The sequence below is a fragment of the Salmonella sp. NW1250 genome, from assembly GCF_051812965.1.
Classification (GTDB): domain Bacteria; phylum Pseudomonadota; class Gammaproteobacteria; order Enterobacterales; family Enterobacteriaceae; genus Salmonella; species Salmonella enterica.
This window is the reverse complement of sequence record NZ_JAMNDD010000010.1, coordinates 68,044-90,318: the sequence shown is the minus strand read 5'-3', so window position 1 is coordinate 90,318 and position 22,275 is coordinate 68,044. Positions and strand designations below refer to the sequence as shown.

Sequence of the window (22,275 nt, the reverse complement as noted above, 5' to 3'; positions counted from 1 at the left end):
AAAGTCAGGTGGGATGCCTGTCTGTTAACGCCCCTTTGGGATTGGGGGGTTCTGCTGAGCATCTATGAAACTAAATAAAAATTATATAAATATCAGAGATAAATGGTGGGGACTACCGCTCATCCTTCCTTCGATTTTACTACCTGTTTTAAGTAGCGCAAATACTTATGCGCTTACCAGCACTGGAAATGTGGTTCTTTTTTACCTGCCGTTAGCTTTTATGCTTAGCCTGATGCTCTTTTTCGGCTGGGCAGCACTGCCGGGCATTGTGCTTGCTATCTTCTGGCGCAGATACCCGCAGACAGGGCTGTATGAAACCCTTTCCGTGACGATGCACTTTATCATCACTATCGTGCTAAGCTGGGGCGGCTATCGTGTCTTTTCCCCACGGCGAAACAATGTTTCCCACGGCGACGCCCACCTGTTGTTTCAACGAATATTCTGGCAGGTATTTTGTTCTGCAACATTATTTCTGGTCATCTACCAGTTTGCCGCTTTTGTTGGCATGTACGAAAGCAAAGCCAGCCTGATGGGGGTAATGCCCTTTAATATCAACACGCTGATTAATTACCAGGCGTTACTGGTCGGTAACCTTGTCGGCGTGCCATTGTGCTATTTTATTATTCGTACTCTCCGCAATCCGCTGCACCTACGGGGGTATTATCAGCAATTAAAGCTACAGATTGATAGCAAGGCCACTAAAAAAGAGATCGTTATTTGGCTGGCCGTATTGACTACACTAATGTTTATACTGTGTATGCCATTGACTGATAATAGTTCAATATTTAGTACCAACTATACGCTTTCGTTATTATTGCCGGTCATGCTGTGGGGCGCGATGCGCTATGGCTATAAGTTTATTTCAATTATCTGGGCCGTCGTGCTAATTACGTCGATTCATTATTATCAGCGTTATATGCCCTGGTATTCAGGTTATGATACGCAATTAGCGATTACCTCTTCGAGCTATCTGGTTTTTTCTTTTATTGTTAATTATATGTCTGTACTGGCCACGCGTCAGCGCGTAGTGAGTGGTCGCGCACGGCGGCTGGCCTATCTTGACCCGGTTGTACATCTTCCCAATTTACGTGCGTTAAACCGCGCGCTCCAAAATGCGCCCTGGTCTACGATCTGTTTTTTACACGTGCCGGGCCTGGAGCTATTGGGTAAAAATTATGGCGTCATGCTACGCATCCAGTATAAGCAAAAGCTCTCTCACTGGATTACGCCGATGCTGGCCTCAAATGAGTGCGTCTACCAGATGTCAGGGCACGACCTGGTGCTGCGTCTTAATACAGAGGCGCATCAGCAGCGTATTGAAGCGCTGGATAAACATATTAAGCAGTTTCGGTTTATCTGGGATGGACTGCCGCTACAGCCGCCTGTCGGCGTGAGCTACTGCTGCGTGCGTTCTCCGGTTAGCCACCTTTATCTTCTGTTGGGCGAATTAAGCACCAGTTCCGATCTTTCGTTGACGACTAACGCGCCGGAGGATTTACAGCGGCGCGGCGCAATGCACCTGCAGCGCGATTTGAAGGGCAGAATTGCGATGATGAATCGGCTGCAACAGGCGTTGGAGCACGATCATTTTTTCCTGATGGCGCAGCCTATTTTCGGCGTTCGTGGGGACGTTTACCATGAAATTTTACTGCGACTCAGGGATGACAACGGCGACGTTATCAACCCGGACAATTTTTTACCCGTGGCGCATGAGTTTGGTTTGTCTTCCGCTATCGATCTCTGGGTGATTGAAAACACGCTGCGGTTTATGGCGGCCAGCCGGGAATATATGCCCGCGCATCGTTTTGCCATTAATCTGTCGCCAACATCAGTATGCCGCGCTCGTTTCCCTGCAGAAGTTAAGCAACTGCTTACGCAATATCAGGTTGAACCCTGGCAACTGGTTTTTGAGGTAACGGAAAGCAACTCTCTTACCAATGCTGAGCAGGCGCAGTTGACGCTGGGACAGCTACAGCAGTTTGGCTGTCAGATAGCGATTGATGATTTCGGTACTGGCTACGCCAGCTATGCGCGGCTGAAAAACGTTGACGCCGATATTCTTAAAATTGACGGCAGTTTTATTCGCAATATAGTGTCAAACAGTCTCGATTATCAGATTGTAGCTTCTATTTGTCATTTAGCGCGAATGAAAAATATGCAGGTCGTCGCGGAGTATGTCGAGAGCGAAGAAATACGAAGCGTAGTGCTCTCGTTGGGAATCGACTATCTTCAGGGATATTTAATTGGCGAGCCGCAGCTATTATCTGAGATTCAGTAAAGGCAGACGCCGCGGCGCGGCGTCTGATCCACAATTTACGCGGCGATCTCCGGCGAGCTTTCTTCCTCAATATTGAGACGCCAGCCAGTTACCGCTTCCCAGTACTGCTGTTCTTTTTCCAGATCAAGCAGTACCAGCGCATTCTGGCTGAACCAGTCATGCGGAAAACATAACGTCCAGTGGCTGTCATCGGTCGTTAGCCGCAGCGTCGGCGGCGTGGTGGTCGCCTGCCGCTGGTTGTTCAGTAATACGCCCAGCCGAAGTAGCTGAATTAACGGCAGATACTGTTTTTTCTTAAACAGCGTAAAGCGGGGCATATCATCCAGTTTTATGGCTTTACGATGGTAACGCACCAGCGTCGCCATCATCATTTGCTGCTCCTGATTAAAGCCGGGCAAATCGCTGTGTTGCAGAATATAAGCCGAATGGCGATGTAAACCGCTGTGATTAATATTCAGTCCAACCTCATGCAGCATTGCCGCCCAGCGGAGCAACGCTTCAAGCTGCGGATGCGCCAGTTTTGGCTGCTGGGCCTGCCACTGTTCGTACATCTGCATGGTGGTTTCCAGCACGCGTCTGGCCTGTTCTCTGTCAATGTTGTATTGATTGGCCAGACTTTTTGCGGTACGGCTGCGAACATCCTGATGGCGGAAGCGGCCTTCCATTTCATACAGCACGCCTTCACGCAACGCGCCGTCGGAAAGGCGAAGCTCGCGGATAGCCAGAGCATCAAAAACGCCGCACAGAATCGCCAGGCCCGGCACAAAGACCGCTTTGCGTTCTTCAGACAGACCCGGCAGGCTGAGCGCATTAAAGGAGCGGTGCTTCAACACTTCTGACTTCAGTTTATCGAGGCGCTCCGGCGTAATGAAGCCATCTTTCTCACCCAGCGCCAGGAGAACTTCATGAGCGGCCTTAATCGTACCGGAAGCGCCCATCGCTACGTTCCAACCCTGAATACGATACTGCCAGGTTAAGGTTTCCAGTTTTTGCGCCGCCGCCATTCGGGCGCGCTGGAAGTTTTCTTTATTGATAATGCCGCCGGGAAAGTAGAGCTGCGCGAAGCTCACGCAGCCCATACGACGGCTTTCAACCAGCCTGGGTTCGAAGTTTTCGCCAATGACCAGCTCTGTTGACCCGCCGCCGATATCGATCACCAGCTTGCGGCCTTTTTCCGGCTGCGTATGTTCTACGCCCATAAAAATCAGGCGCGCTTCTTCGTTACCGGAAATAATCTCTATCGGGTAGGGAATAACCTTTTCCGCACGTTTGAGAAAATCAGCGGCATTTTGCGCCTGACGTAACGTATGGGTGCCTACGATACAGACGCTGGAAGGGGAGAAACCTTGTAAGCGTTCAGCAAACAGCGACAGACAGCTAAGCCCCCGTTCCATGGCTTCTTCGCTGAGTTTGTTATCTGCGCCCAGCCCGTCCGCCAGATGGACGCGCTGTTTTAAGCGCCCGATAATCTGCATTGCGCCGTCAACCACGCGGGCAATGACCATATGAAAGCTGTTTGAGCCGAGATCGACCGCAGCGAACTCCTGCGGGCGAGGGGATTTATCGTAAATTGGCATAGCGTTAGTCTGGTTGCTCGAGTGATTTGATGTAGTCATAAATTGCCAGCTGCGCCTGGACTTTACGGCGATTGCCGCGCGGTACGTAGCGGTTGCTGAGTTCTTTATCGATAAAACGCGCTTTTACCGTGTCGCTAAACAGAATGTCAATGATATCCAGGACGCGTTGTTTAAGCCGCGGGTCGAGGATAGGCGTAGCGACTTCGATACGGTAGTCAATATTACGCGTCATCCAGTCAGCTGAAGAGAGCCAAACTTGCTTATCACCGCCGTTTTCGAAAATATAAACCCGATCGTGTTCCAGATAGCGATCCACAATGCTAATCGCGCGAATATTATCGCTAATGCCTTCCAGTTGCGGAATAAGAGAACACATACCGCGCACCAGCAGATTGACCTGGACGCCCGAACCCGACGCGGCGTATAGCCTGTCGACCAGCCCTTTATCGACCAGGTTGTTAAGCTTTAAGGTAATCCCTGACGGTAAGCCTTGCTGGGCATTGGCGATTTCACGATCGATCATCTCATACAGCAGACGCCGTGAGTTTTGTGGAGAAACCATCAAATAATCGAAAGTGACCGGGCGATAGGGGTTTTCAATAAAATTAAAGACCCGGCGCACTTCATTGGTAATGCGCGCATCGGCGGTCAGCAGCGAATAATCGGTATACAGCCGCGCCGTTTTTTCGTTGAAGTTACCGGTGCCGATATGCGCATAACGCACCACGTCATCGCCCTCTTTTCGTGAGATGAGAAAGAGTTTGGCGTGAATTTTCAGCCCGGGCGCAGAGAAAATAACGTGGACGCCCGCTTCGGTTAACCGCTTGGCCCAGTGAATATTTGCCTCTTCATCGAAGCGCGCCTGCAACTCCACCACCACGGTGACTTTTTTGCCGTTATGGGCGGCATGGATCATCGAGTCAATAATGCGCGAGTCTTTCGCTACGCGATAAATATTGATTTTGATCGCCAGCACGCTTGGGTCAAACGATGCCTGACGCAGCAGTTCCAGCACATGTTCAAAGGTGTGATAAGGATAATAGAGCAGCACATCACGTTCACGAATCGCGTCGAAACCGTTACGAAACTTCTCTTTATCAAACCAAAGATGGCGTAACCGCGGTAACGGTTTATTGACCAGGTTGGCTTTACCGACATTCGGAAAATTAATAAAGTCTTTAAAATTGTGGTAGCGCCCGCCGGGTACGATTGAGTCATACCGGGAGATCGTCAGTTTTTCCCGCAGTACGTCGACCAGCGCGGCGGGCATATCGCGTTGGTAGACAAAGCGCACAGGTTCAGCGGTCAGGCGCTGCTTCAGGCTGGAAGACATCAGCTCCATCAGACTGGATTCCATCTCATGCACCAGGTCATATTCGGCATCGCGGGTCATTTTCATCGAATAGGCATTAAGCGCGTCATAGTCGAAGAACCCTTTAAAAATGTCATCCAGGCAGTAGCGCAGAATATTATCCAAGAGGATCATCGGCTTGCGTCTGCGTGGTGTTTCCGGCGGCAGATTAACGAAGCGTGGGACTTTGTCGGACGGTATCTCCAGTAGCGCATAGTTGATGGTGTCGCCGCGGATAATCTCCACCGCCAGATAGGTGTAATCATCCTTTAAAAACTGAACAAGATCCGTCTCCCGGTTAATGAGAATCGGGGTAATATGCTGGCGCAAATAGTGCTTAAAATAGTGGCGCAACCAGCTTTGTTGGTTCACCGAGAGCTGACGCTCGTTGATCAGAAAGATTTGATTACGCGCCATTTCCAGCAGTAATTCGTTGTACAGGCCGTCGAACTCCTGGTCTGCTTTCAACACGCGGGACTGAATTTTGCCTAACAAATGGCGTGAATGAGAATTTGAACCCTGTTCTTCGCTGATAATAATGCGTCGTTTCAGTTCAGCGAAACGCACTTTGTAGAACTCGTCGAGGTTATTAGAATAGATTCCCAGGAACCGCATCCGCTCAATCAACGGGTTGGATTTGTCCGCCGCTTCCTGTAACACGCGTTCGTTAAATGCTAACCAGCTTAGTTCTTTCTCGATATATAGCTTTTCCTGACCCATTACTACCTATACTCCGTTTTATTCACGGGACACTGCCTGATGATTATGGCGAGCATTACGCGTTAATGTCCAACTGCGCCAGAAAAATATGACAATAAACTGATAGCATAAAGGAAGGGAAAAGAGTAGGCCGGATAGGCATTTATGCCGCCATCCGGCAAGCAGACGCAGTCCTGTTCGATGACGTATTATTCGTCAGACGCATAACCTTGCGGCGGCAGACGACGCCCGTCCAGCCAGGCGGCGTTATCGCGCATCTTTAGACGCCCCTGCGCAAACCAGCTAATCACCAGCGGATAAATCGCATGTTCCTGAGTCTGTACGCGTGCGGTGATATCATCTTCGCTGTCGTCGGCAAAAACCGGCACCTTCGCCTGGAGAATGACCGGGCCGCCGTCGAGTTCGTCTGTCACGAAATGTACCGAGGTACCGTGCTCCTCATCGCCGTTTTCCAGCGCCTGTCGATGGGTATGCAACCCCGGATATTTTGGCAGCAGGGAAGGGTGAATGTTCAGCAGACGCCCGTAGTAATGCGCGACAAACATCGGACTCAGAATACGCATAAAACCGGCCAGCACGACCACATCGGGCGCATACGCGTCTATCTTGCGAATCAACTCGCGATCGAAGGCGTCGCGGCTGTCAAACCGATCGGCAGTCAGCGCTTGCGCCGGAATGCCGGCTTCTCTGGCGCGTTCAAGGCCGAACGCGTCGGCCTTATTGCTGAATACTGCCCTGAGGGTGCCTTTAATTTTCTTCGCTTCGCAGGCATCGATAATCGCCTGTAAATTGCTTCCATTGCCGGAAATCAGCACCACAATATTCATTATTCAATAACCACACGCTGTTCGGAATCAGAGGCTTTGATGATACCGATTTTCCATGCGTTTTCACCTTTCTCGTTTAGCAGAGCAAGCGCTTTGTCCGCTTCCGGAGCGGAGAGCGCAATCACCATGCCGACGCCGCAGTTAAAGGTACGGTACATTTCATGTCGGCTGACATTACCGGCGGTTTGCAGCCAGGTAAAGATGGCGGGCCACTGCCATGACGACTCATTAATTACCGCCTGGGTATTCTCCGGCAGAACGCGCGGAATATTCTCCCAAAAGCCGCCGCCGGTGAGGTGGGCGATAGCGTGCACATCGACGTTTTCAATCAGTTCCAGAACCGATTTTACGTAGATACGGGTCGGTTCAAGCAGATGATCGGCCAGCGGCTTCCCTTCCAGCAGAGTGGTTTGTGGGTCGCAGCCGCTAACGTCAATAATTTTCCGCACCAGCGAATATCCATTCGAGTGCGGGCCGCTGGAGCCGAGCGCAATCAGCACGTCGCCTTCGGCAACCCGGGAGCCGTCGATGATTTCTGATTTTTCGACTACGCCGACGCAGAAACCCGCCACATCGTAATCTTCGCCGTGATACATGCCCGGCATTTCCGCCGTCTCGCCGCCGACCAGCGCGCAGCCGGATTGCAGGCAGCCTTCGGCAATACCGTTGATCACGCTGGCGGCGGTATCGACATCCAGTTTACCCGTGGCATAGTAATCGAGGAAAAACAGCGGTTCCGCGCCCTGAACGACCAGATCGTTTACGCACATCGCCACCAGATCAATACCGATAGCGTCGTGACGCTTTAAGTCCATCGCCAGGCGAAGTTTGGTGCCTACGCCGTCAGTGCCGGAAACCAGTACCGGTTCACGATATTTTTGCGGCAACGCGCACAGCGCACCGAAACCGCCCAGACCGCCCATAACCTCCGGGCGGCGAGTTTTCTTCACTACGCCTTTGATTCGATCAACCAGAGCGTTACCCGCATCAATATCGACGCCGGCATCTTTATAGCTAAGAGAGGTCTTATCGGTCACTGCCTGGTTCCCCACGTTTTTTTTTTGCGGTAAAAGTTAAATTCGGCGCAATTCTAACAGGGAAAGCAAACGTTTGCGAGCGTGGTCTGCGCCCTGGTTATCCGGGCGATTTTTTTTGCATGGTTTCGGTCGCTGCTTGAAAATTTCCCTGTTGGTAAAAAAGAAAAGGATATCCAGCACTTGGTTTACGACAGGCGGTCGGGACAGGTCATTCACCCTTAAAATTGCTAATATTCAAACGGTTGTTAGCCTTTATCGCCTGTTTCAACGTGAGTGATTTATACTCACTTTTCCGCTATCAGCGCTTTTGGTTGATCCAGGTCAAGCATACATTGTGTTGCGTCAGAGAGGAAAAGCGGTATAATCCGGCGATTTTTTTTTGTGGTTGCCAGTCATCTGAGGATAGGAGAAGAGTATGAAGATCGTGGAAGTCAAACACCCACTCGTCAAACACAAGCTGGGTCTGATGCGTGAAAACGACATTAGCACTAAACGCTTTCGTGAACTCGCCTCAGAAGTAGGCAGCCTGCTGACGTATGAAGCGACAGCCGACCTGGAAACGGAAAAAGTCACCATCGAAGGCTGGAATGGCCCGGTGGAAATCGACCAGATCAAAGGTAAAAAAATTACCGTTGTGCCGATTCTGCGCGCGGGTCTGGGTATGATGGAAGGCGTTCTGGAAAATGTACCGAGCGCGCGTATCAGCGTAGTCGGGATGTACCGTAACGAAGAGACGCTTGAGCCAGTACCTTATTTCCAGAAACTGGTATCGAACATTGATGAGCGCATGGCGCTGATCGTCGACCCGATGCTGGCGACCGGCGGTTCTGTCATCGCGACCATCGACCTGCTGAAAAAAGCAGGCTGTAGCAGCATTAAGGTGCTGGTGCTGGTCGCCGCGCCGGAAGGCATTGCGGCGCTGGAAAAAGCGCACCCGGACGTTGAACTGTACACCGCCTCTATCGATCAGGGGCTTAACGAGCACGGATACATTATTCCGGGGCTTGGCGATGCCGGCGATAAGATTTTTGGTACCAAATAAGTGAATAAATAATTAAAAGCCGACTTTAAGAGTCGGCTTTTTTTTGAATAAAACAACTCATAACAAACACACTTAGAGGAAAACACTATGACGCGCCGTGCTATCGGGGTGAGTGAAAGACCGCCGCTTTTACAGACAATCCCGCTTAGTTTACAGCACCTTTTCGCCATGTTTGGCGCGACCGTGCTGGTGCCAGTTCTGTTTCATATCAACCCCGCGACGGTTCTGCTGTTTAACGGTATCGGAACGTTGCTGTATCTCTTTATCTGCAAAGGTAAAATCCCGGCCTACCTCGGATCGAGCTTTGCCTTTATTTCCCCGGTACTACTGCTGTTGCCGTTGGGTTATGAAGTGGCGCTGGGCGGTTTTATTATGTGCGGCGTGCTGTTCTGTCTGGTCTCTTTCATCGTTAAAAAAGCGGGCACCGGCTGGCTGGATGTGATGTTCCCGCCTGCGGCAATGGGCGCAATCGTTGCCGTCATCGGTCTGGAGCTGGCTGGCGTCGCGGCGGGGATGGCCGGATTGCTGCCTGCGCAAGGGCAGTCGCCGGACACGAAAACAATTATCATCTCCATGGTCACGCTGGCGGTGACGGTGTTCGGCTCCGTACTGTTTCGTGGTTTCCTGGCGATCATTCCGATTTTGATCGGCGTGCTGGCAGGCTATGCGCTGTCATTCGCGCTGGGAGTGGTCGATACCACGCCGATTGCCCAGGCACACTGGTTTGCGCTACCGACTTTCTATACGCCGCGTTTTGAATGGTTCGCGATCCTGACGATTCTGCCCGCGGCGTTGGTCGTGATCGCCGAGCATGTCGGTCATCTGGTGGTGACGGCGAATATCGTCAAAAAAGATTTAGTGCGCGATCCCGGTTTGCACCGCTCGATGTTCGCTAACGGACTGTCGACGATCGTCTCCGGTTTCTTCGGCTCCACGCCGAATACCACCTATGGGGAAAATATTGGCGTCATGGCGATCACCCGCGTTTACAGTACCTGGGTTATCGGCGGCGCGGCGATTTTCGCCATTCTGCTTTCCTGCGTTGGCAAACTGGCGGCGGCGATTCAGATTATCCCGTTACCCGTGATGGGCGGCGTTTCGCTACTGTTGTACGGCGTTATCGGCGCGTCGGGGATTCGCGTATTGATCGAATCGAAAGTCGACTACAACAAAGCGCAAAACCTGATCCTCACCTCGGTGATTTTGATCATCGGCGTGAGCGGCGCGAAAGTGCATATCGGCGCGGCAGAATTGAAAGGGATGGCGCTGGCGACCATCGTCGGGATTTGCCTGAGCCTGATTTTTAAACTGATTAGCCTGTTGCGTCCGGAAGAAGTGGTACTGGAGGCAAATGATGCGGAGTCTCCGCATCATTAACAGGTTGCCGGGCAGCGATGCTGCCCGGTTCTATCTCAAGGGAATTATGTGGTAAACTCAGCGCGATTTTATGTCATCCTGGGTTGAGGTATCTCTGAACACACCGGCACAGCTCTCTTTGCCACTTTATCTTCCTGACGACGAAACTTTCGCAAGTTTCTGGCCGGGGGATAACGCCTCTCTACTGGCCGCGTTACAAAACGTGTTGCGCCAGGAACATAGTGGATATATCTACCTTTGGGCGCGTGAAGGCGCGGGCCGCAGCCATTTGCTGCACGCCGCCTGCGCTGAATTGTCGCAGCGTGGAGATGCGGTAGGCTACGTCCCGCTCGATAAACGCACCTGGTTCGTGCCGGAAGTGCTCGACGGTATGGAACACCTCTCGCTGGTGTGTATTGATAACATTGAGTGTGTCGCTGGCGATGAACTGTGGGAGATGGCGATCTTTGATCTCTATAACCGCATTCTGGAGTCTGGTAAGACGCGGTTATTGATCACCGGCGATCGTCCGCCAAGACAGTTAAATCTGGGCTTGCCCGATCTCGCTTCCCGTCTGGACTGGGGGCAAATCTATAAACTCCAGCCTCTTTCCGATGAAGACAAACTTCAGGCGCTACAGTTGCGCGCCCGGTTACGGGGGTTTGAACTGCCGGAAGATGTCGGGCGGTTTTTGCTCAAACGTCTTGATCGCGAAATGCGCACGCTGTTTATGACGCTGGATCAGCTCGATCATGCGTCGATCACTGCCCAGCGAAAACTGACGATCCCGTTTGTCAAAGAGATCCTGAAACTGTAATACGCCGCGACGGCGGCGTTCAACGGTTAACCGAGGATGTCCAGCACCTGCTCAGGCGGTCGGCCAATGCGCGCCTGACCATTTGCCACCACAATGGGGCGCTCCATCAGTTTAGGGTGTTCAACCAGCGCCTGGATTAACGCCTCTTCACTCAGCTGGCTATCCGCCAGGTGAAGCGTCTTATAGAGATCTTCTTTCTGGCGCATCAGTTCGCGCGCGCTGGACATGCCCAACATACGCAGCAGTTCCCGCACAGTGGCGGCGTCGGCGGGCGTATCCAGATAAAGCACCACTTCCGGTTCCACGCCGTTAGATTTCAGCAGGTTCAGCGTGTCGCGGCTCTTCGAGCAGCGCGGGTTATGGTAGATTTTAATCGTGTCGGTCATGAGTTCTCCTTGTGACGCCATCCGGCTAATAAACGGCGATTACATTTTCGTGTATGGCTTGAAGCGTTCCTGTAACTGGCGCAACTGGTCGATACGCGCATCGTAACGCGCCTGTTGCTGACTACCCAGTTTTGCCTGGGCGCTGGCGCTGCTGAGCAGTGAAATTGCCTGATCCAGTCGTCCCGCCAGCGCATAACTTTCAGCGCGTGCCGCCAGCTCCTGATCGCGGTTGTTCAGCGCGGCTTCGGCCTGAGCAAGCAGATCCCAGCCGTTACCGTCATCTTTATGGCTAAAGGTGTAGCGATTCAGAATGGTTTCCGCCGCTTTCGGCTGGCCTCCCTGGAGGTACGCATTGGCGAGGTTTAATTGCAGCACAGGATTAACGCGCAGATCGCGGGCATTTTTCAGGCGATTAATCGCGTCGTTGGCTCTTTTCTGCCCGAGGTCAATATCGGTGGCGAGGTCAAGATACCAGGCATTGTTCGGTTCCGCGCTTAATAGCGGCTGCAACGTTTTGCGCGCTTCATCGTACTTGCTCGCTTCCATCGCCTGCAACGCCCGGCCATATTGCGCCGCATGTTGCTGACGCACGTTGCCTTTAGACCACTGATCCAGTAGGTCGCTGGTGAGCTGGTTACGTCCGGAATTGTACATTCCCAGGGCGCGCGCTTTGGCGAGATAGAAGTCGGCGGAAGATTGCACCACGACCGGGCGCATCTGGTTGGCACGGTTGCGGGCATCCGCAAGGCGGCTTTCCGGTAAGGGGTGAGTGAGCAAAATTTCAGGCGGTCGCGTGGAGTAACGCGCCTGGTCGAGCAGTTTTTCGAGGAAAGAGGGCATCGCCTGTGGGTCAAATCCGGCGCGTTGCAGTACCTGAATACCAATACGGTCGGCTTCTTGCTCATTTTGCTGGGTGAAACTTATCATTCCCTGGCGCGTTCCCGCCAGAGTACCGGTTAGTGCCGCCATACCGGCCTGTGGGCTGGCCATGGCCAGCAAAATGGAACCCAGCGCGCCCACCCAGGTAAGCGGCGCGCTGCGCTTTTGATCTTCCATCGCGCGCGCCAGGTGGCGCTGCGTCACGTGGGAGATTTCATGCGCCATGACTGAAGCTAGCTGGCTTTCGTTATCCGCGTAGCGAAAAAGCGCCGAGTGCAACACCACATTGCCGCCAAAAAACGCGAACGCGTTGATTTCGTCATTATTGATCAAGAAAAAATGGAAGGGCGTTTTGACGGAGTCGGCGTGCGAGACCAGACGCATACCCAGCGCGTTAATGTATTGCACCAGCAGCGGATCGTTGATTAACGGCGCGCTGCCGCGTAGCTGGCGCACATAAAAGTCGCCCATTTGCATCTCTTGTCCGATAGAAAGCGTGCTTCCTGCCGAGGTTCCCATATCGGGCAGCGTGTCGGCAGGGTCGGCAAATGCGGGCGCGACCTGACCGAGAGCCAATGCTGCAATGAGGGTTGCCACCAGGTTTTTTTTCAACTGCCTGAACATAACCTCTATCCTGTTGTTTTGAGATAGCCCTTTGACCAACGTCGTGAAATATCGTTCCACGCTCCGACACTTCATAAGTGTAACTGTGATGAGCACAGACTCACTATTTTAGTTTCCTGAATCAACGATAAAAAGCGAAGTCTTTTTTGTGACATTTCGATACAATTCGGCATCACAATCCCGCAGTTGAGTTCTGGGAAGGGTTTTATGCTCGAAATGTTAATGCAATGGTATCGCCGTCGCTTCAGCGACCCGGAGGCGATTGCCTTGCTGGTCATTCTGGTGGCTGGTTTTAGCATCCTCTTTTTCTTTAGCGGCCTGTTAGCGCCGCTGCTGGTCGCTATCGTACTGGCCTACCTGCTGGAGTGGCCGACGGCGCGCCTGCAGGCGATTGGCTGTTCCCGGCGCTGGGCAGCCTCCATTGTCCTTATCCTCTTTGTCGGCATTCTGTTATTAATGGCGTTTGTGGTGATGCCGATTGCCTGGCAGCAGGGTATTTACCTGATTCGTGATATGCCCGGTATGCTGAATAAACTGTCCGATTTTGCCGCGACCTTGCCGCGACGCTATCCGGCGCTGATGGATGCGGGCATTATTGATGCGATGGCGGAAAACATGCGTACCCGGATGCTTAACATGGGCGATTCGGTGGTGAAGTATTCGCTGGCTTCGTTAGTCGGGCTACTGACGCTGGCGGTATATCTGGTGCTGGTGCCGCTGATGGTCTTTTTCCTGGTAAAAGATAAAGAGCAGATGCTGAATGCCGTGCGCCGCGTGCTGCCGCGTAATCGCGGGCTGGCGGGGCAGGTGTGGAATGAGATGAATCAGCAGATCACCAACTATATCCGCGGAAAAGTGCTGGAGATGGTGGTGGTGGGCGTAGCGACCTGGCTGGGCTTTTTGCTGTTTGGCCTCAATTATTCGCTACTGCTGGCGGTACTGGTGGGCTTTTCGGTCCTGATCCCCTATATCGGCGCCTTTGTGGTGACAATTCCGGTGGTGGGCGTCGCGCTGTTTCAGTTTGGCCTGGGGACGGAATTCTGGAGCTGTTTTGCCGTTTATCTGATTATTCAGGCGCTGGATGGCAATTTGCTGGTACCGGTACTTTTCTCCGAAGCGGTGAATTTGCATCCGCTGGTGATTATTCTGTCAGTGGTGATTTTCGGCGGTCTGTGGGGTTTCTGGGGAGTGTTTTTCGCCATTCCATTGGCGACGCTGATTAAAGCCGTTGTCCATGCCTGGCCGGATGGTCAGGTGACGGATACCTCATCCTGAGCGGTCTGTACAAAAGTTGTAAAGCGTGAACGACATCATAGTGCCCTGCCGCCATTTTGCGCACGCCTGATGAGGGACAAGCGCTTAGAAAGCCGCTCTTTTTTTTAATGCCGCACCGTGTTGCGGCATTTTTATTGTTGGAACCTACAAAATTCTCGCTGTAAAGCCGCCAAAATTTGGTGACTTAGCCTAAGCATTCTTCTGAGAAATTCGTTAATAAGTGACATCATTGATGCGAGATTGTTTTTTTAATGTGAAGCGATAACGAAACAGGGAATGAGTGTGTTGAGAAAACATTACTTGAAAGGGTATACCGCGCGGCAAATTGTACAGCGAGCCATGAAAATTATTCCTTACTCGGTAAACGTCATGGATGAACATGGCGTCATTATCGCGTCTGGCGAACCTTCGCGGCTTCGCCAGCGTCATGAAGGAGCCATTCTGGCGCTGAAGGAAAACCGTATTGTAGAAATTGATTCCGCTACCGCCAATCAGCTTAAAGGCGTGCGATCCGGCATTAATCTTCCCATCTCTTTTCATGAACAGCTTATCGGCGTGGTCGGCATTACCGGCGAGCCGGAGGTGGTTCGCGCGTATGCCGAGCTGGTTAAAATGGCGGCGGAGCTGGTGATCGAGCATATGGTGCTGATCGAACAGCGACAGTGGGATAAACGCTATCGCGAAGAGCTGATCAACCAATTGATTTTGCGAGAAAATTCAACAGAGTCGTTGCGCTCCATGGCGGCCTATCTGGGCATTGATCTGGCGGTTCCCAGAGTGGTGCTGATTATTGAACTTTCCCAGCCGGATCGCGAAGCGCTGCGCAATGTAATGGATTATTTCGAGAATCACGCGCGCAACCATTTGGTGACGTTTACCGAATTTAATGAATTAATCATTATTAAGCCTATCACGTTAAAAGAGGGAAAGTGGAATACCCGCCAGGAAATGGGGGAATTGCAGATTTTTAAATCATGGGCTGCATCATCGGGCTTTAGCCGTATTTTGGTTGGGGGCTATTTTGCCGGCGAGACGGGATTGCACCGATCTTTGCTCACAGCGAGAGCCACGCAGGCGATGGCGAAAAGACAAAAGCTGCGCAGCCAGTATATTTTTTATCATGACCACGCGCTTCCCGCGCTGCTAAGCGGGCTGTCTGAAAGTTGGCAAGTGCAGGAGTTATCGCGTCTGTGGCTACAACTGGCGCAACATGACGCGAAAGGCGTATTGCAACAGACGCTGCGGACCTGGTTTGAACATAATTGTGACCTGACGCAAACGGCCAAAGCATTGCATATTCATGTGAATACATTGCGCTATCGCTTACAGCGCTGTGAGGATATTACGCACATAAAAATCAACGAGTTAAAAAGTACGCTTTGGCTTTATATCGGTATGGAGCTCCAGGCCGAATCTGTACCGTCCGACAAGTTACCGCTGCCAGGTCGAATCGAAATTTGTTGAAAGCTCCAGCGGATTTTTAGGCGGGTTTTTCCATACTGCGCGCTCCATGTTAAAGGAGGCGCAGTATATGACGTCGATATCCACCCTGGGAGCCATTGCCGCATTGGTTGTGGCCATCGTATTAATTTTAAGAAAAGTGTCGCCAGCCTACGGCATGATGGCGGGCGCGCTGGTCGGCGGTTTGATTGGCGGCGCCGATCTTCTGCAAACCGTGTCGCTGATGGTGTCAGGCGCGCAGGGCATCGTTAATGCCGTATTGCGTATTCTGGCCGCAGGCGTACTGGCGGGCGTATTAATTGAGTCCGGGGCGGCGAATACGATTGCTGAGACGATTGTCCGCAAAGTGGGGGAAACCCGGGCATTATTGGCATTAGCCATTGCCACACTATGTTTGACCGCCGTCGGCGTATTTATTGATGTGGCGGTGATTACCGTCGCGCCGATTGCGCTGTCGATTGCGCGTAATGCAGGCCTGTCAAAAAGCGCTATTCTGCTGGCGATGGTTGGCGGCGGCAAAGCGGGTAACGTGATGTCACCCAACCCGAACGCTATTGCCGCCTCTGATGCGTTTCATGTTCCTCTTACCTCTATTATGCTGGCGGGCGTGGTTCCGGGCATCGTTGGGCTTATTATCGCCTATCTGTTAGCGAAACGGCTGAATAATAAAGGCGCGGGCGTCGCCGATCATGAAGTGACTCACCATGATGACTCCGTCGCCAGACCCGGTTTTCTGGTGGCGATTAGCGCGCCGCTGGTCGCTATTTTCCTGCTTTCTCTCCGTCCGTTTGCCGGCATTTCCATTGACCCGTTAATTGCCCTGCCCGTAGGGGGATTGGTCGGTCTGCTGTTGATGGGACGCGCGCGCCACTGTAACCAGTACATGGTCGCCGGTCTGATGCGTATGGCGCCTGTCGCTATTATGTTGCTGGGAACCGGTACGCTGGCCGGCATTATCGCTAATTCCGAACTTAAAGATGTCCTGATTCATGGCCTCACCGCTTCGGGATTGCCGTCCTGGCTGCTGGCGCCCGTGTCTGGCGCCATGATGTCAATGGCGACGGCCTCAACTACGGCGGGAACGGCGGTGGCGTCCGGCGTTTTCTCTCCCACGTTACTTGAACTTGGCGTTTCCGCCCTGGCGGGAGCCGCTATGATCCATGCGGGCGCCACGGTGCTGGACCATCTGCCGCACGGCAGCTTTTTCCACGCGACGGGCGGCAGCGTCAATATGCAAATTCATGAACGTTTAAAGCTAATGCCGTATGAAACGCTGGTGGGGTTAGCCATTACCTTTATTTCTACTCTGATGTTCGGTTTCTTTGGTTTTGCAGGATAATCCCTATGAAAATTGTTATTGCTCCTGATTCATTTAAAGAAAGTTTGTCCGCAATGGCGGTCGCTGAGGCGATAGAAAAGGGGTTCCGCGAAATTTATCCTGACGCCGACTACGTTAAAGTGCCCATGGCGGATGGCGGGGAAGGAACCGTACAATCAATGGTGGAGGCCAGCGGCGGGCGTTATGTCGACCAGTGGGTACAAGGCCCGCTTGGGCAACCGGTGGCCGCGCGCTGGGGAATGCTGGGCGATAGCGATACCGCCGTGATTGAAATGGCGGCGGCATCCGGGCTGCATCACGTTTCGCCTGAATTGCGCAACCCGCTTAATACCACCAGCTACGGCACCGGCGAGTTAATCGTCGCGGCGCTGGAGCGTGGCGTAAAGCGTATTATTCTGGGAATTGGCGGCAGCGCGACGAATGACGGCGGCGCGGGGATGATGCAGGCGCTTGGCGTTATATTGCGCGATAAACAGGGGCGCTCGCTTTCTCCGGGCGGCGAGGCGCTGGCGGCGCTGGCCTCTATCGATCTGTCCGGTTGTCACCCATTGCTGCGTAAGGTATCGATAACCGTGGCGTGCGATGTCAACAATCCGCTGTGTGGTCCCCAGGGCGCATCGGCCATTTTTGGCCCACAAAAAGGGGCGACAGCGGAAATGGTGAACACCCTGGACGCGGCGCTGGAAAACTGGGGCCGGCATATTTATCAGGCTACGGGACGTGAGGTGATTAATGCTCCCGGCGCGGGCGCGGCAGGTGGAATGGGCGCCGCGCTTTTAGGGTTGCTCAATGCGGAATTACGCGCCGGCGTAGAGATTGTCGTGGAAACGCTACAGCTTGAGCAGGCGGTTAAAGATGCCGATCTGGTGATTACCGGAGAAGGTCGGCTGGACAGCCAAAGTATTTGCGGCAAGACGCCGATTGGCGTCGCCAGAGTGGCGAAGCGGTATCATAAACCGGTTATCGCGCTCGCCGGTGGGCTGCAACACGATCATCACGTTGTGTATCAACAGGGTATCGATGCGGCGCTGTCGATTTTGTCGCATATCGTTACGTTGCCGGAAGCCTTACACGAGGCGGAATATAACCTGAGCCTGTCGGCGCGCAATGTGGCGGCGATATGGCGTCTGGCGCGGCAAGCCTGACGGCGCATTCCCTTTCCAGGCCGCACATCAGCGCGGCCTGAGGCTTTTACGCGTTTTCTTTCAGCCAGTTCAGCACCACATCATGGTGATTGCTGGTTTTAAAATCATTAAAGACGTGTTCAATCTTACCATCAGCGTCAATCAAAAAGCTGATGCGGTGAATGCCGTCATACGTTTTGCCCATAAACGACTTTTCGCCCCAGACGCCGAACTGTTCACACACCTGATGGTTTTCATCGGACAAAAGGGTAAAGTTCAGCAGCTCTTTTTCAGCGAAACGGGAGAGTTTTTCAGGTTTATCGGTGCTGATGCCCAGCACGTCCACGCCTGCTTTTTTGAGCTCGTCCATGTTATCGCGTAAGCCGCAGGCCTGCACGGTACAGCCGGGTGTCATGGCTTTTGGGTAGAAATAAACCAGAACGCGCTGTCCCTGGAAGTCGGTCAAATTTACTTGTTCCCCGTCTTGATCCGGCAAGCTAAATTTCGGTGCGATATCACCGGCTTTCAGTGGATTCATTACTTAACTCCATCCTGTTCATCATGTTGTGAGTAATTGACGACGTTTATACTGCCTTGCGCATTGAGTTCTGTACATAGTGCTTTAAAGGCTTGCTCAATATTTGCGGAATTTTGCGACGCCGGGCTATGTGCGGTGATTTGAATAAATAATTGCGCAGCTTTATCACCTTCAGCCGGCTGCGTGCGGGAGACCAGCTCCGCAATATTCATTTCATGACTATTAAACAGCGCGGTGAATCGCTCAATTAAATGCGGGGAGTCGGCGACCTCAACCTGAACCCATACCGTCGCGGGCATTGCCGGGCGGGGGCGGTCGGACGTCCGTTTCATCACAATCAGCAGATCCAGCTCCGCGCCTTTTAACGGCAATGTCGATTCAATCAAGGTAATCGCGTTCCACGTGCCGGACAACAGCATAATAAACGTGAATTCATCGCCCAGCATCGCCAGTCGGCTGTCTTCGATATTACAGCCGCAACTGCTGACATGGCGAGTAATGGTATTCACAATACCGGGCCTGTCGGCGCCCAGCGCAGTGATAACCAAATAGTGTTGTGATGACGGTGTCAAACCAGTTATTCCTTTGAGCGGTGAGGTAATCTTAAGGAAACCATAAAAAAAACCTGCATACAACAATCAGAACGGCTTTGGTCGCTTGCTTTTATTGCCATACCAAACGTACCATTGAGGGACTTGTTTGCACAGAGGATGGCCCATGTTCACGGGAAGTATTGTCGCGCTTGTTACGCCGATGGATGAGAAAGGTAATGTCAGTAGGTCTTGCCTGAAAAAACTCATTGATTATCATGTCGCCAACGGTACCTCGGCGATTGTTTCGGTTGGCACCACCGGCGAGTCTGCCACGCTAAGCCATGATGAACATGGCGATGTCGTGATGATGACGCTGGAACTGGCTGACGGACGTATTCCGGTTATCGCCGGCACGGGCGCAAACGCGACCGCGGAAGCGATTAGCCTGACGCAGCGTTTTAACGATAGCGGCATTGTTGGCTGCCTGACGGTAACGCCGTACTACAATCGCCCGACGCAGGAAGGTTTGTTCCAGCATTTCAAAGCCATCGCGGAACACACTGACTTGCCGCAAATTCTGTATAATGTGCCGTCCCGTACCGGTTGCGACATGTTGCCGGAAACCGTGGGTCGTCTGGCGGAAATAAAAAATATTATCGCTATCAAAGAGGCGACAGGGAACTTAACCCGCGTTCACCAGATCAAAGAGCTGGTTTCAGACGATTTTATTCTGCTTAGCGGCGATGACGCGTCTGCGCTGGACTTTATGCAACTGGGTGGTCATGGCGTGATTTCCGTTACGGCTAACGTAGCGGCGCGCGAGATGGCTGACATGTGCAAACTGGCGGCGGAAGGGCAATTTGCCGAGGCGCGCGCTATCAACCAGCGTCTGATGCCGTTACACAACAAACTATTTGTCGAACCCAATCCTATCCCGGTGAAATGGGCATGTAAGGCATTGGGTCTTGTGGCGACCGACACGCTGCGCCTGCCAATGACGCCTATCACGGACCATGGTCGTGACATCGTCAAAGCAGCGCTTCAGCATGCTGGCCTGCTGTAAAGTTTAGGGAGATTTGATGGCTTACTCAGTACAAAAGTCGCGCCTGGCGAAGGTTGCGGGTGTTTCGCTTGTTTTGCTGCTCGCTGCCTGTAGTTCCGATTCGCGCTACAAGCGCCAGGTAAGCGGCGATGAATCCTATCTGGATGCTGCGCCGCTTGCTGAACTTCACGCCCCGGCAGGAATGATCCTGCCGATAACGACCGGCGACTACGTTATTCCGGTCACGAAGGGGAGCGGCGCGGTTGGTAAGGCGTTGGATATCCGTCCGCCGGCGCAGCCGTTAGCGTTAGTGAGCGGCGCGCGTACCCAGTTCTCTGGCGATACCGCTACGCTATTGGTGGAGAATGGCCGGAGCAGCACGCTGTGGCCGCAAGTCGTCAGCGTGATTCAGGCGAAAAATTATCCGATTGAAAAACGTGACGATGCCAGCCAGACCCTGACGACCGATTGGGTGAACTGGAACCGCCTGGATGAAGACGAACAGTATCGTGGACGTTATCAAATCTCGGTGAAGCCGCAGGGCTATCAGCAGGCGGTAACGGTAAAACTGGTTAATCTGGAACAGGCTGGCAAGCCGGTCGCTGACGCGGCGTCGCTGCAGCGCTATAGCACTGAAATGATGAACGTCATTTCCGCCGGTCTGGATAAGACCGCTACGGATGCGGCAAATGCCGCGCAGAACCGTTCCGCCGCAACGATGGATGTGCAGAGCGCCGCTGATGATACCGGTTTACCTATGCTGGTCGTTCGCGGTCCGTTCAACCTCGTGTGGCAACGCCTCCCGGCCGCGCTGGAAAAAGTGGGCATGAAAGTCACCGACAGCACTCGCTCTCAGGGCAGCATGGCGGTAACGTACAAACCGTTGTCTGACAGCGACTGGCGGGATCTGGGCGCTAGCGACCCGGGCCTGGCATCCGGAGACTATAAATTGCAGGTCGGCGATTTAGATAACCGCAGCAGCTTGCAGTTTATCGATCCTAAGGGGCATACTCTGACGCAAAGCCAGAACGACGCGCTGGTTGCCGTCTTCCAGGCAGCGTTCAACAAGTAATTTAACAGGGCTGGAGTAATCCGGCCCTTTTTTCTGATAAGATACGCAAACGTGTGCGTCGGTACAAAAACGCGATTTAACCGCTATTTCGCACCACAATTACAGGCCGACGTCTCCGGCAGGCGTAGCAGGAAATGAATACTTATCGTTAATTCACACCCAGGAGTGTTAAAGATGCAAAAGCAAGCTGAGTTGTATCGTGGTAAAGCGAAAACCGTATACAGCACGGAAAACCCGGACCTGTTGGTGCTCGAATTCCGCAATGATACGTCAGCAGGGGATGGCGCGCGCATTGAACAGTTTGATCGCAAGGGCATGGTAAATAACAAATTCAACCATTTCATTATGACCAAACTGGCCGAGGCGGGCATCCCGACCCAGATGGAACGTTTGCTGTCTGATACCGAGTGTCTGGTGAAGAAGCTGGAGATGGTGCCGGTTGAATGTGTGGTGCGCAACCGTGCGGCTGGGTCGCTGGTCAAGCGTCTGGGCGTGGAAGAAGGCATGGAGCTTAACCCGCCGATATTCGATCTGTTCCTGAAAAACGACGCGCTGCACGACCCGATGGTGAATAGTTCCTACTGTGAAACGTTCGGTTGGGTAAGTCAGGAAAATCTGGCGCGTATGAAAGAGCTAACCTACAAAGCCAACGACGTACTGAAAAAACTGTTTGATGACGCGGGTCTTATCCTGGTGGATTTCAAACTGGAGTTTGGCCTGTATAAAGGCGAAGTGGTGCTGGGCGATGAGTTTTCGCCGGACGGCAGCCGCCTGTGGGATAAAGAGACGCTGGACAAAATGGACAAAGACCGCTTCCGCCAGAGTCTGGGCGGTCTGATTGAAGCCTATGAAGCCGTCGCGCATCGCCTGGGCGTGAAATTAGATTAATTCCGCTTCTGACCGGGGGGCAACCGCTCTCCGGTATCATCCTTTCCTCATTCTGATAGCGTTTACCTGTGGTAATCCTGCGCCTGACCGCCTACGATCATCTGTATAA

Annotated in this window: 19 protein-coding genes; 11 read left to right on the top strand and 8 right to left on the bottom strand. The window is 52.8% G+C overall.

Annotation, left to right across the window (positions count from 1 at the left end; translation table 11 throughout):
- Positions 1 to 64 precede the first annotated feature (64 nt).
- Positions 65 to 2,278: a bifunctional diguanylate cyclase/phosphodiesterase gene (locus NBA72_RS17335; RefSeq protein ID WP_079981047.1), complete on the top strand. Its 2,214-nt coding sequence runs from the start codon at positions 65 to 67 to the stop codon at positions 2,276 to 2,278.
- 35 nt (positions 2,279 to 2,313) lie between these two features.
- On the opposite strand, the gene ppx is transcribed toward NBA72_RS17335, so the two are convergent.
- From ppx to purM, 4 genes are all read right to left on the bottom strand, one after another.
- Positions 2,314 to 3,855 carry an exopolyphosphatase gene (gene ppx / locus NBA72_RS17330; RefSeq protein WP_023181768.1) on the bottom strand — a complete coding sequence of 514 codons (1,542 nt, stop codon included), beginning with the start codon at positions 3,853 to 3,855 and terminating at the stop codon, positions 2,314 to 2,316.
- Positions 3,856 to 3,859: 4 nt separating this feature from the next.
- Complete coding sequence (gene ppk1, locus NBA72_RS17325; RefSeq protein WP_000529555.1) at positions 3,860 to 5,926, bottom strand: polyphosphate kinase 1; 2,067 nt, start codon at positions 5,924 to 5,926, stop codon at positions 3,860 to 3,862.
- Positions 5,927 to 6,114: 188 nt separating this feature from the next.
- On the bottom strand, positions 6,115 to 6,753 hold the full coding sequence (gene purN / locus NBA72_RS17320) for a phosphoribosylglycinamide formyltransferase (RefSeq protein WP_001028589.1): 639 nt from the start codon (positions 6,751 to 6,753) through the stop codon (positions 6,115 to 6,117).
- Positions 6,753 to 7,790 carry a phosphoribosylformylglycinamidine cyclo-ligase gene (gene purM, locus NBA72_RS17315; protein WP_000130477.1) on the bottom strand — a complete coding sequence of 346 codons (1,038 nt, stop codon included), beginning with the start codon at positions 7,788 to 7,790 and terminating at the stop codon, positions 6,753 to 6,755. The genes purN and purM overlap by 1 nt, the downstream gene beginning before the upstream one ends.
- A gap of 415 nt (positions 7,791 to 8,205) precedes the next feature.
- Here purM and upp point away from each other — a divergent pair, with 415 nt between their 5' ends.
- From upp to NBA72_RS17300, 3 genes are all read left to right on the top strand, one after another.
- Positions 8,206 to 8,832: a uracil phosphoribosyltransferase gene (gene upp, locus NBA72_RS17310; RefSeq protein ID WP_000706208.1), complete on the top strand. Its 627-nt coding sequence runs from the start codon at positions 8,206 to 8,208 to the stop codon at positions 8,830 to 8,832.
- Between the two features lie 87 nt (positions 8,833 to 8,919).
- Positions 8,920 to 10,209 carry a uracil permease gene (gene uraA, locus NBA72_RS17305; protein ID WP_023138795.1) on the top strand — a complete coding sequence of 430 codons (1,290 nt, stop codon included), beginning with the start codon at positions 8,920 to 8,922 and terminating at the stop codon, positions 10,207 to 10,209.
- A 94-nt stretch (positions 10,210 to 10,303) separates the two neighbouring features.
- On the top strand, positions 10,304 to 11,005 hold the full coding sequence (locus NBA72_RS17300) for a DnaA inactivator Hda (protein WP_061835882.1): 702 nt from the start codon (positions 10,304 to 10,306) through the stop codon (positions 11,003 to 11,005).
- 26 nt (positions 11,006 to 11,031) lie between these two features.
- Here the strand turns inward: NBA72_RS17300 and arsC are convergent, their stop codons facing one another.
- Complete coding sequence (gene arsC, locus NBA72_RS17295) at positions 11,032 to 11,391, bottom strand: arsenate reductase (glutaredoxin) (protein ID WP_000132650.1); 360 nt, start codon at positions 11,389 to 11,391, stop codon at positions 11,032 to 11,034.
- A gap of 39 nt (positions 11,392 to 11,430) precedes the next feature.
- Positions 11,431 to 12,894, bottom strand: a complete 1,464-nt coding sequence (bepA, locus tag NBA72_RS17290; RefSeq protein WP_000489631.1) for a beta-barrel assembly-enhancing protease — start codon at positions 12,892 to 12,894, stop codon at positions 11,431 to 11,433.
- Positions 12,895 to 13,101: 207 nt separating this feature from the next.
- On the opposite strand from bepA, the gene NBA72_RS17285 reads away from it, so the two are divergent.
- The 4 genes from NBA72_RS17285 to NBA72_RS17270 all read left to right on the top strand — a co-directional run bounded on the left by NBA72_RS17285 (position 13,102) and on the right by NBA72_RS17270 (position 18,114).
- Positions 13,102 to 14,169 carry an AI-2E family transporter gene (locus NBA72_RS17285; protein ID WP_000892057.1) on the top strand — a complete coding sequence of 356 codons (1,068 nt, stop codon included), beginning with the start codon at positions 13,102 to 13,104 and terminating at the stop codon, positions 14,167 to 14,169.
- Positions 14,170 to 14,445: 276 nt separating this feature from the next.
- Entirely contained in the window at positions 14,446 to 15,633 is a 1,188-nt protein-coding gene (locus NBA72_RS17280) for a sugar diacid recognition domain-containing protein (protein ID WP_023138796.1), read from the top strand.
- A gap of 67 nt (positions 15,634 to 15,700) precedes the next feature.
- A complete protein-coding gene (locus NBA72_RS17275; RefSeq protein WP_000200859.1) occupies positions 15,701 to 16,969 on the top strand; it encodes a GntP family permease in 1,269 nt (422 codons plus the stop codon).
- Between the two features lie 5 nt (positions 16,970 to 16,974).
- On the top strand, positions 16,975 to 18,114 hold the full coding sequence (locus NBA72_RS17270) for a glycerate kinase (protein WP_000706377.1): 1,140 nt from the start codon (positions 16,975 to 16,977) through the stop codon (positions 18,112 to 18,114).
- Between the two features lie 46 nt (positions 18,115 to 18,160).
- Here NBA72_RS17270 and bcp read toward each other — a convergent pair whose 3' ends face one another.
- Complete coding sequence (gene bcp, locus NBA72_RS17265; protein WP_001068686.1) at positions 18,161 to 18,631, bottom strand: thioredoxin-dependent thiol peroxidase; 471 nt, start codon at positions 18,629 to 18,631, stop codon at positions 18,161 to 18,163.
- Positions 18,631 to 19,203, bottom strand: coding sequence for a glycine cleavage system transcriptional repressor (locus NBA72_RS17260; protein WP_000189061.1), 573 nt, complete (start codon positions 19,201 to 19,203; stop codon positions 18,631 to 18,633). The genes bcp and NBA72_RS17260 overlap by 1 nt, the downstream gene beginning before the upstream one ends.
- Before the next feature lie 145 nt (positions 19,204 to 19,348).
- Here NBA72_RS17260 and dapA point away from each other — a divergent pair, with 145 nt between their 5' ends.
- From dapA to purC, 3 genes are all read left to right on the top strand, one after another.
- The gene (gene dapA, locus NBA72_RS17255; protein ID WP_000494020.1) at positions 19,349 to 20,227 is read left to right on the top strand and encodes a 4-hydroxy-tetrahydrodipicolinate synthase; all 879 of its coding nucleotides are present in this window, start codon (positions 19,349 to 19,351) and stop codon (positions 20,225 to 20,227) included.
- A gap of 16 nt (positions 20,228 to 20,243) precedes the next feature.
- Positions 20,244 to 21,278, top strand: coding sequence for an outer membrane protein assembly factor BamC (gene bamC / locus NBA72_RS17250; protein ID WP_000331877.1), 1,035 nt, complete (start codon positions 20,244 to 20,246; stop codon positions 21,276 to 21,278).
- A gap of 174 nt (positions 21,279 to 21,452) precedes the next feature.
- Positions 21,453 to 22,166 (top strand): phosphoribosylaminoimidazolesuccinocarboxamide synthase, encoded by a 714-nt coding sequence (purC, locus tag NBA72_RS17245; protein ID WP_001171630.1) that lies wholly within the window; start codon positions 21,453 to 21,455, stop codon positions 22,164 to 22,166.
- Positions 22,167 to 22,275 lie beyond the last annotated feature (109 nt).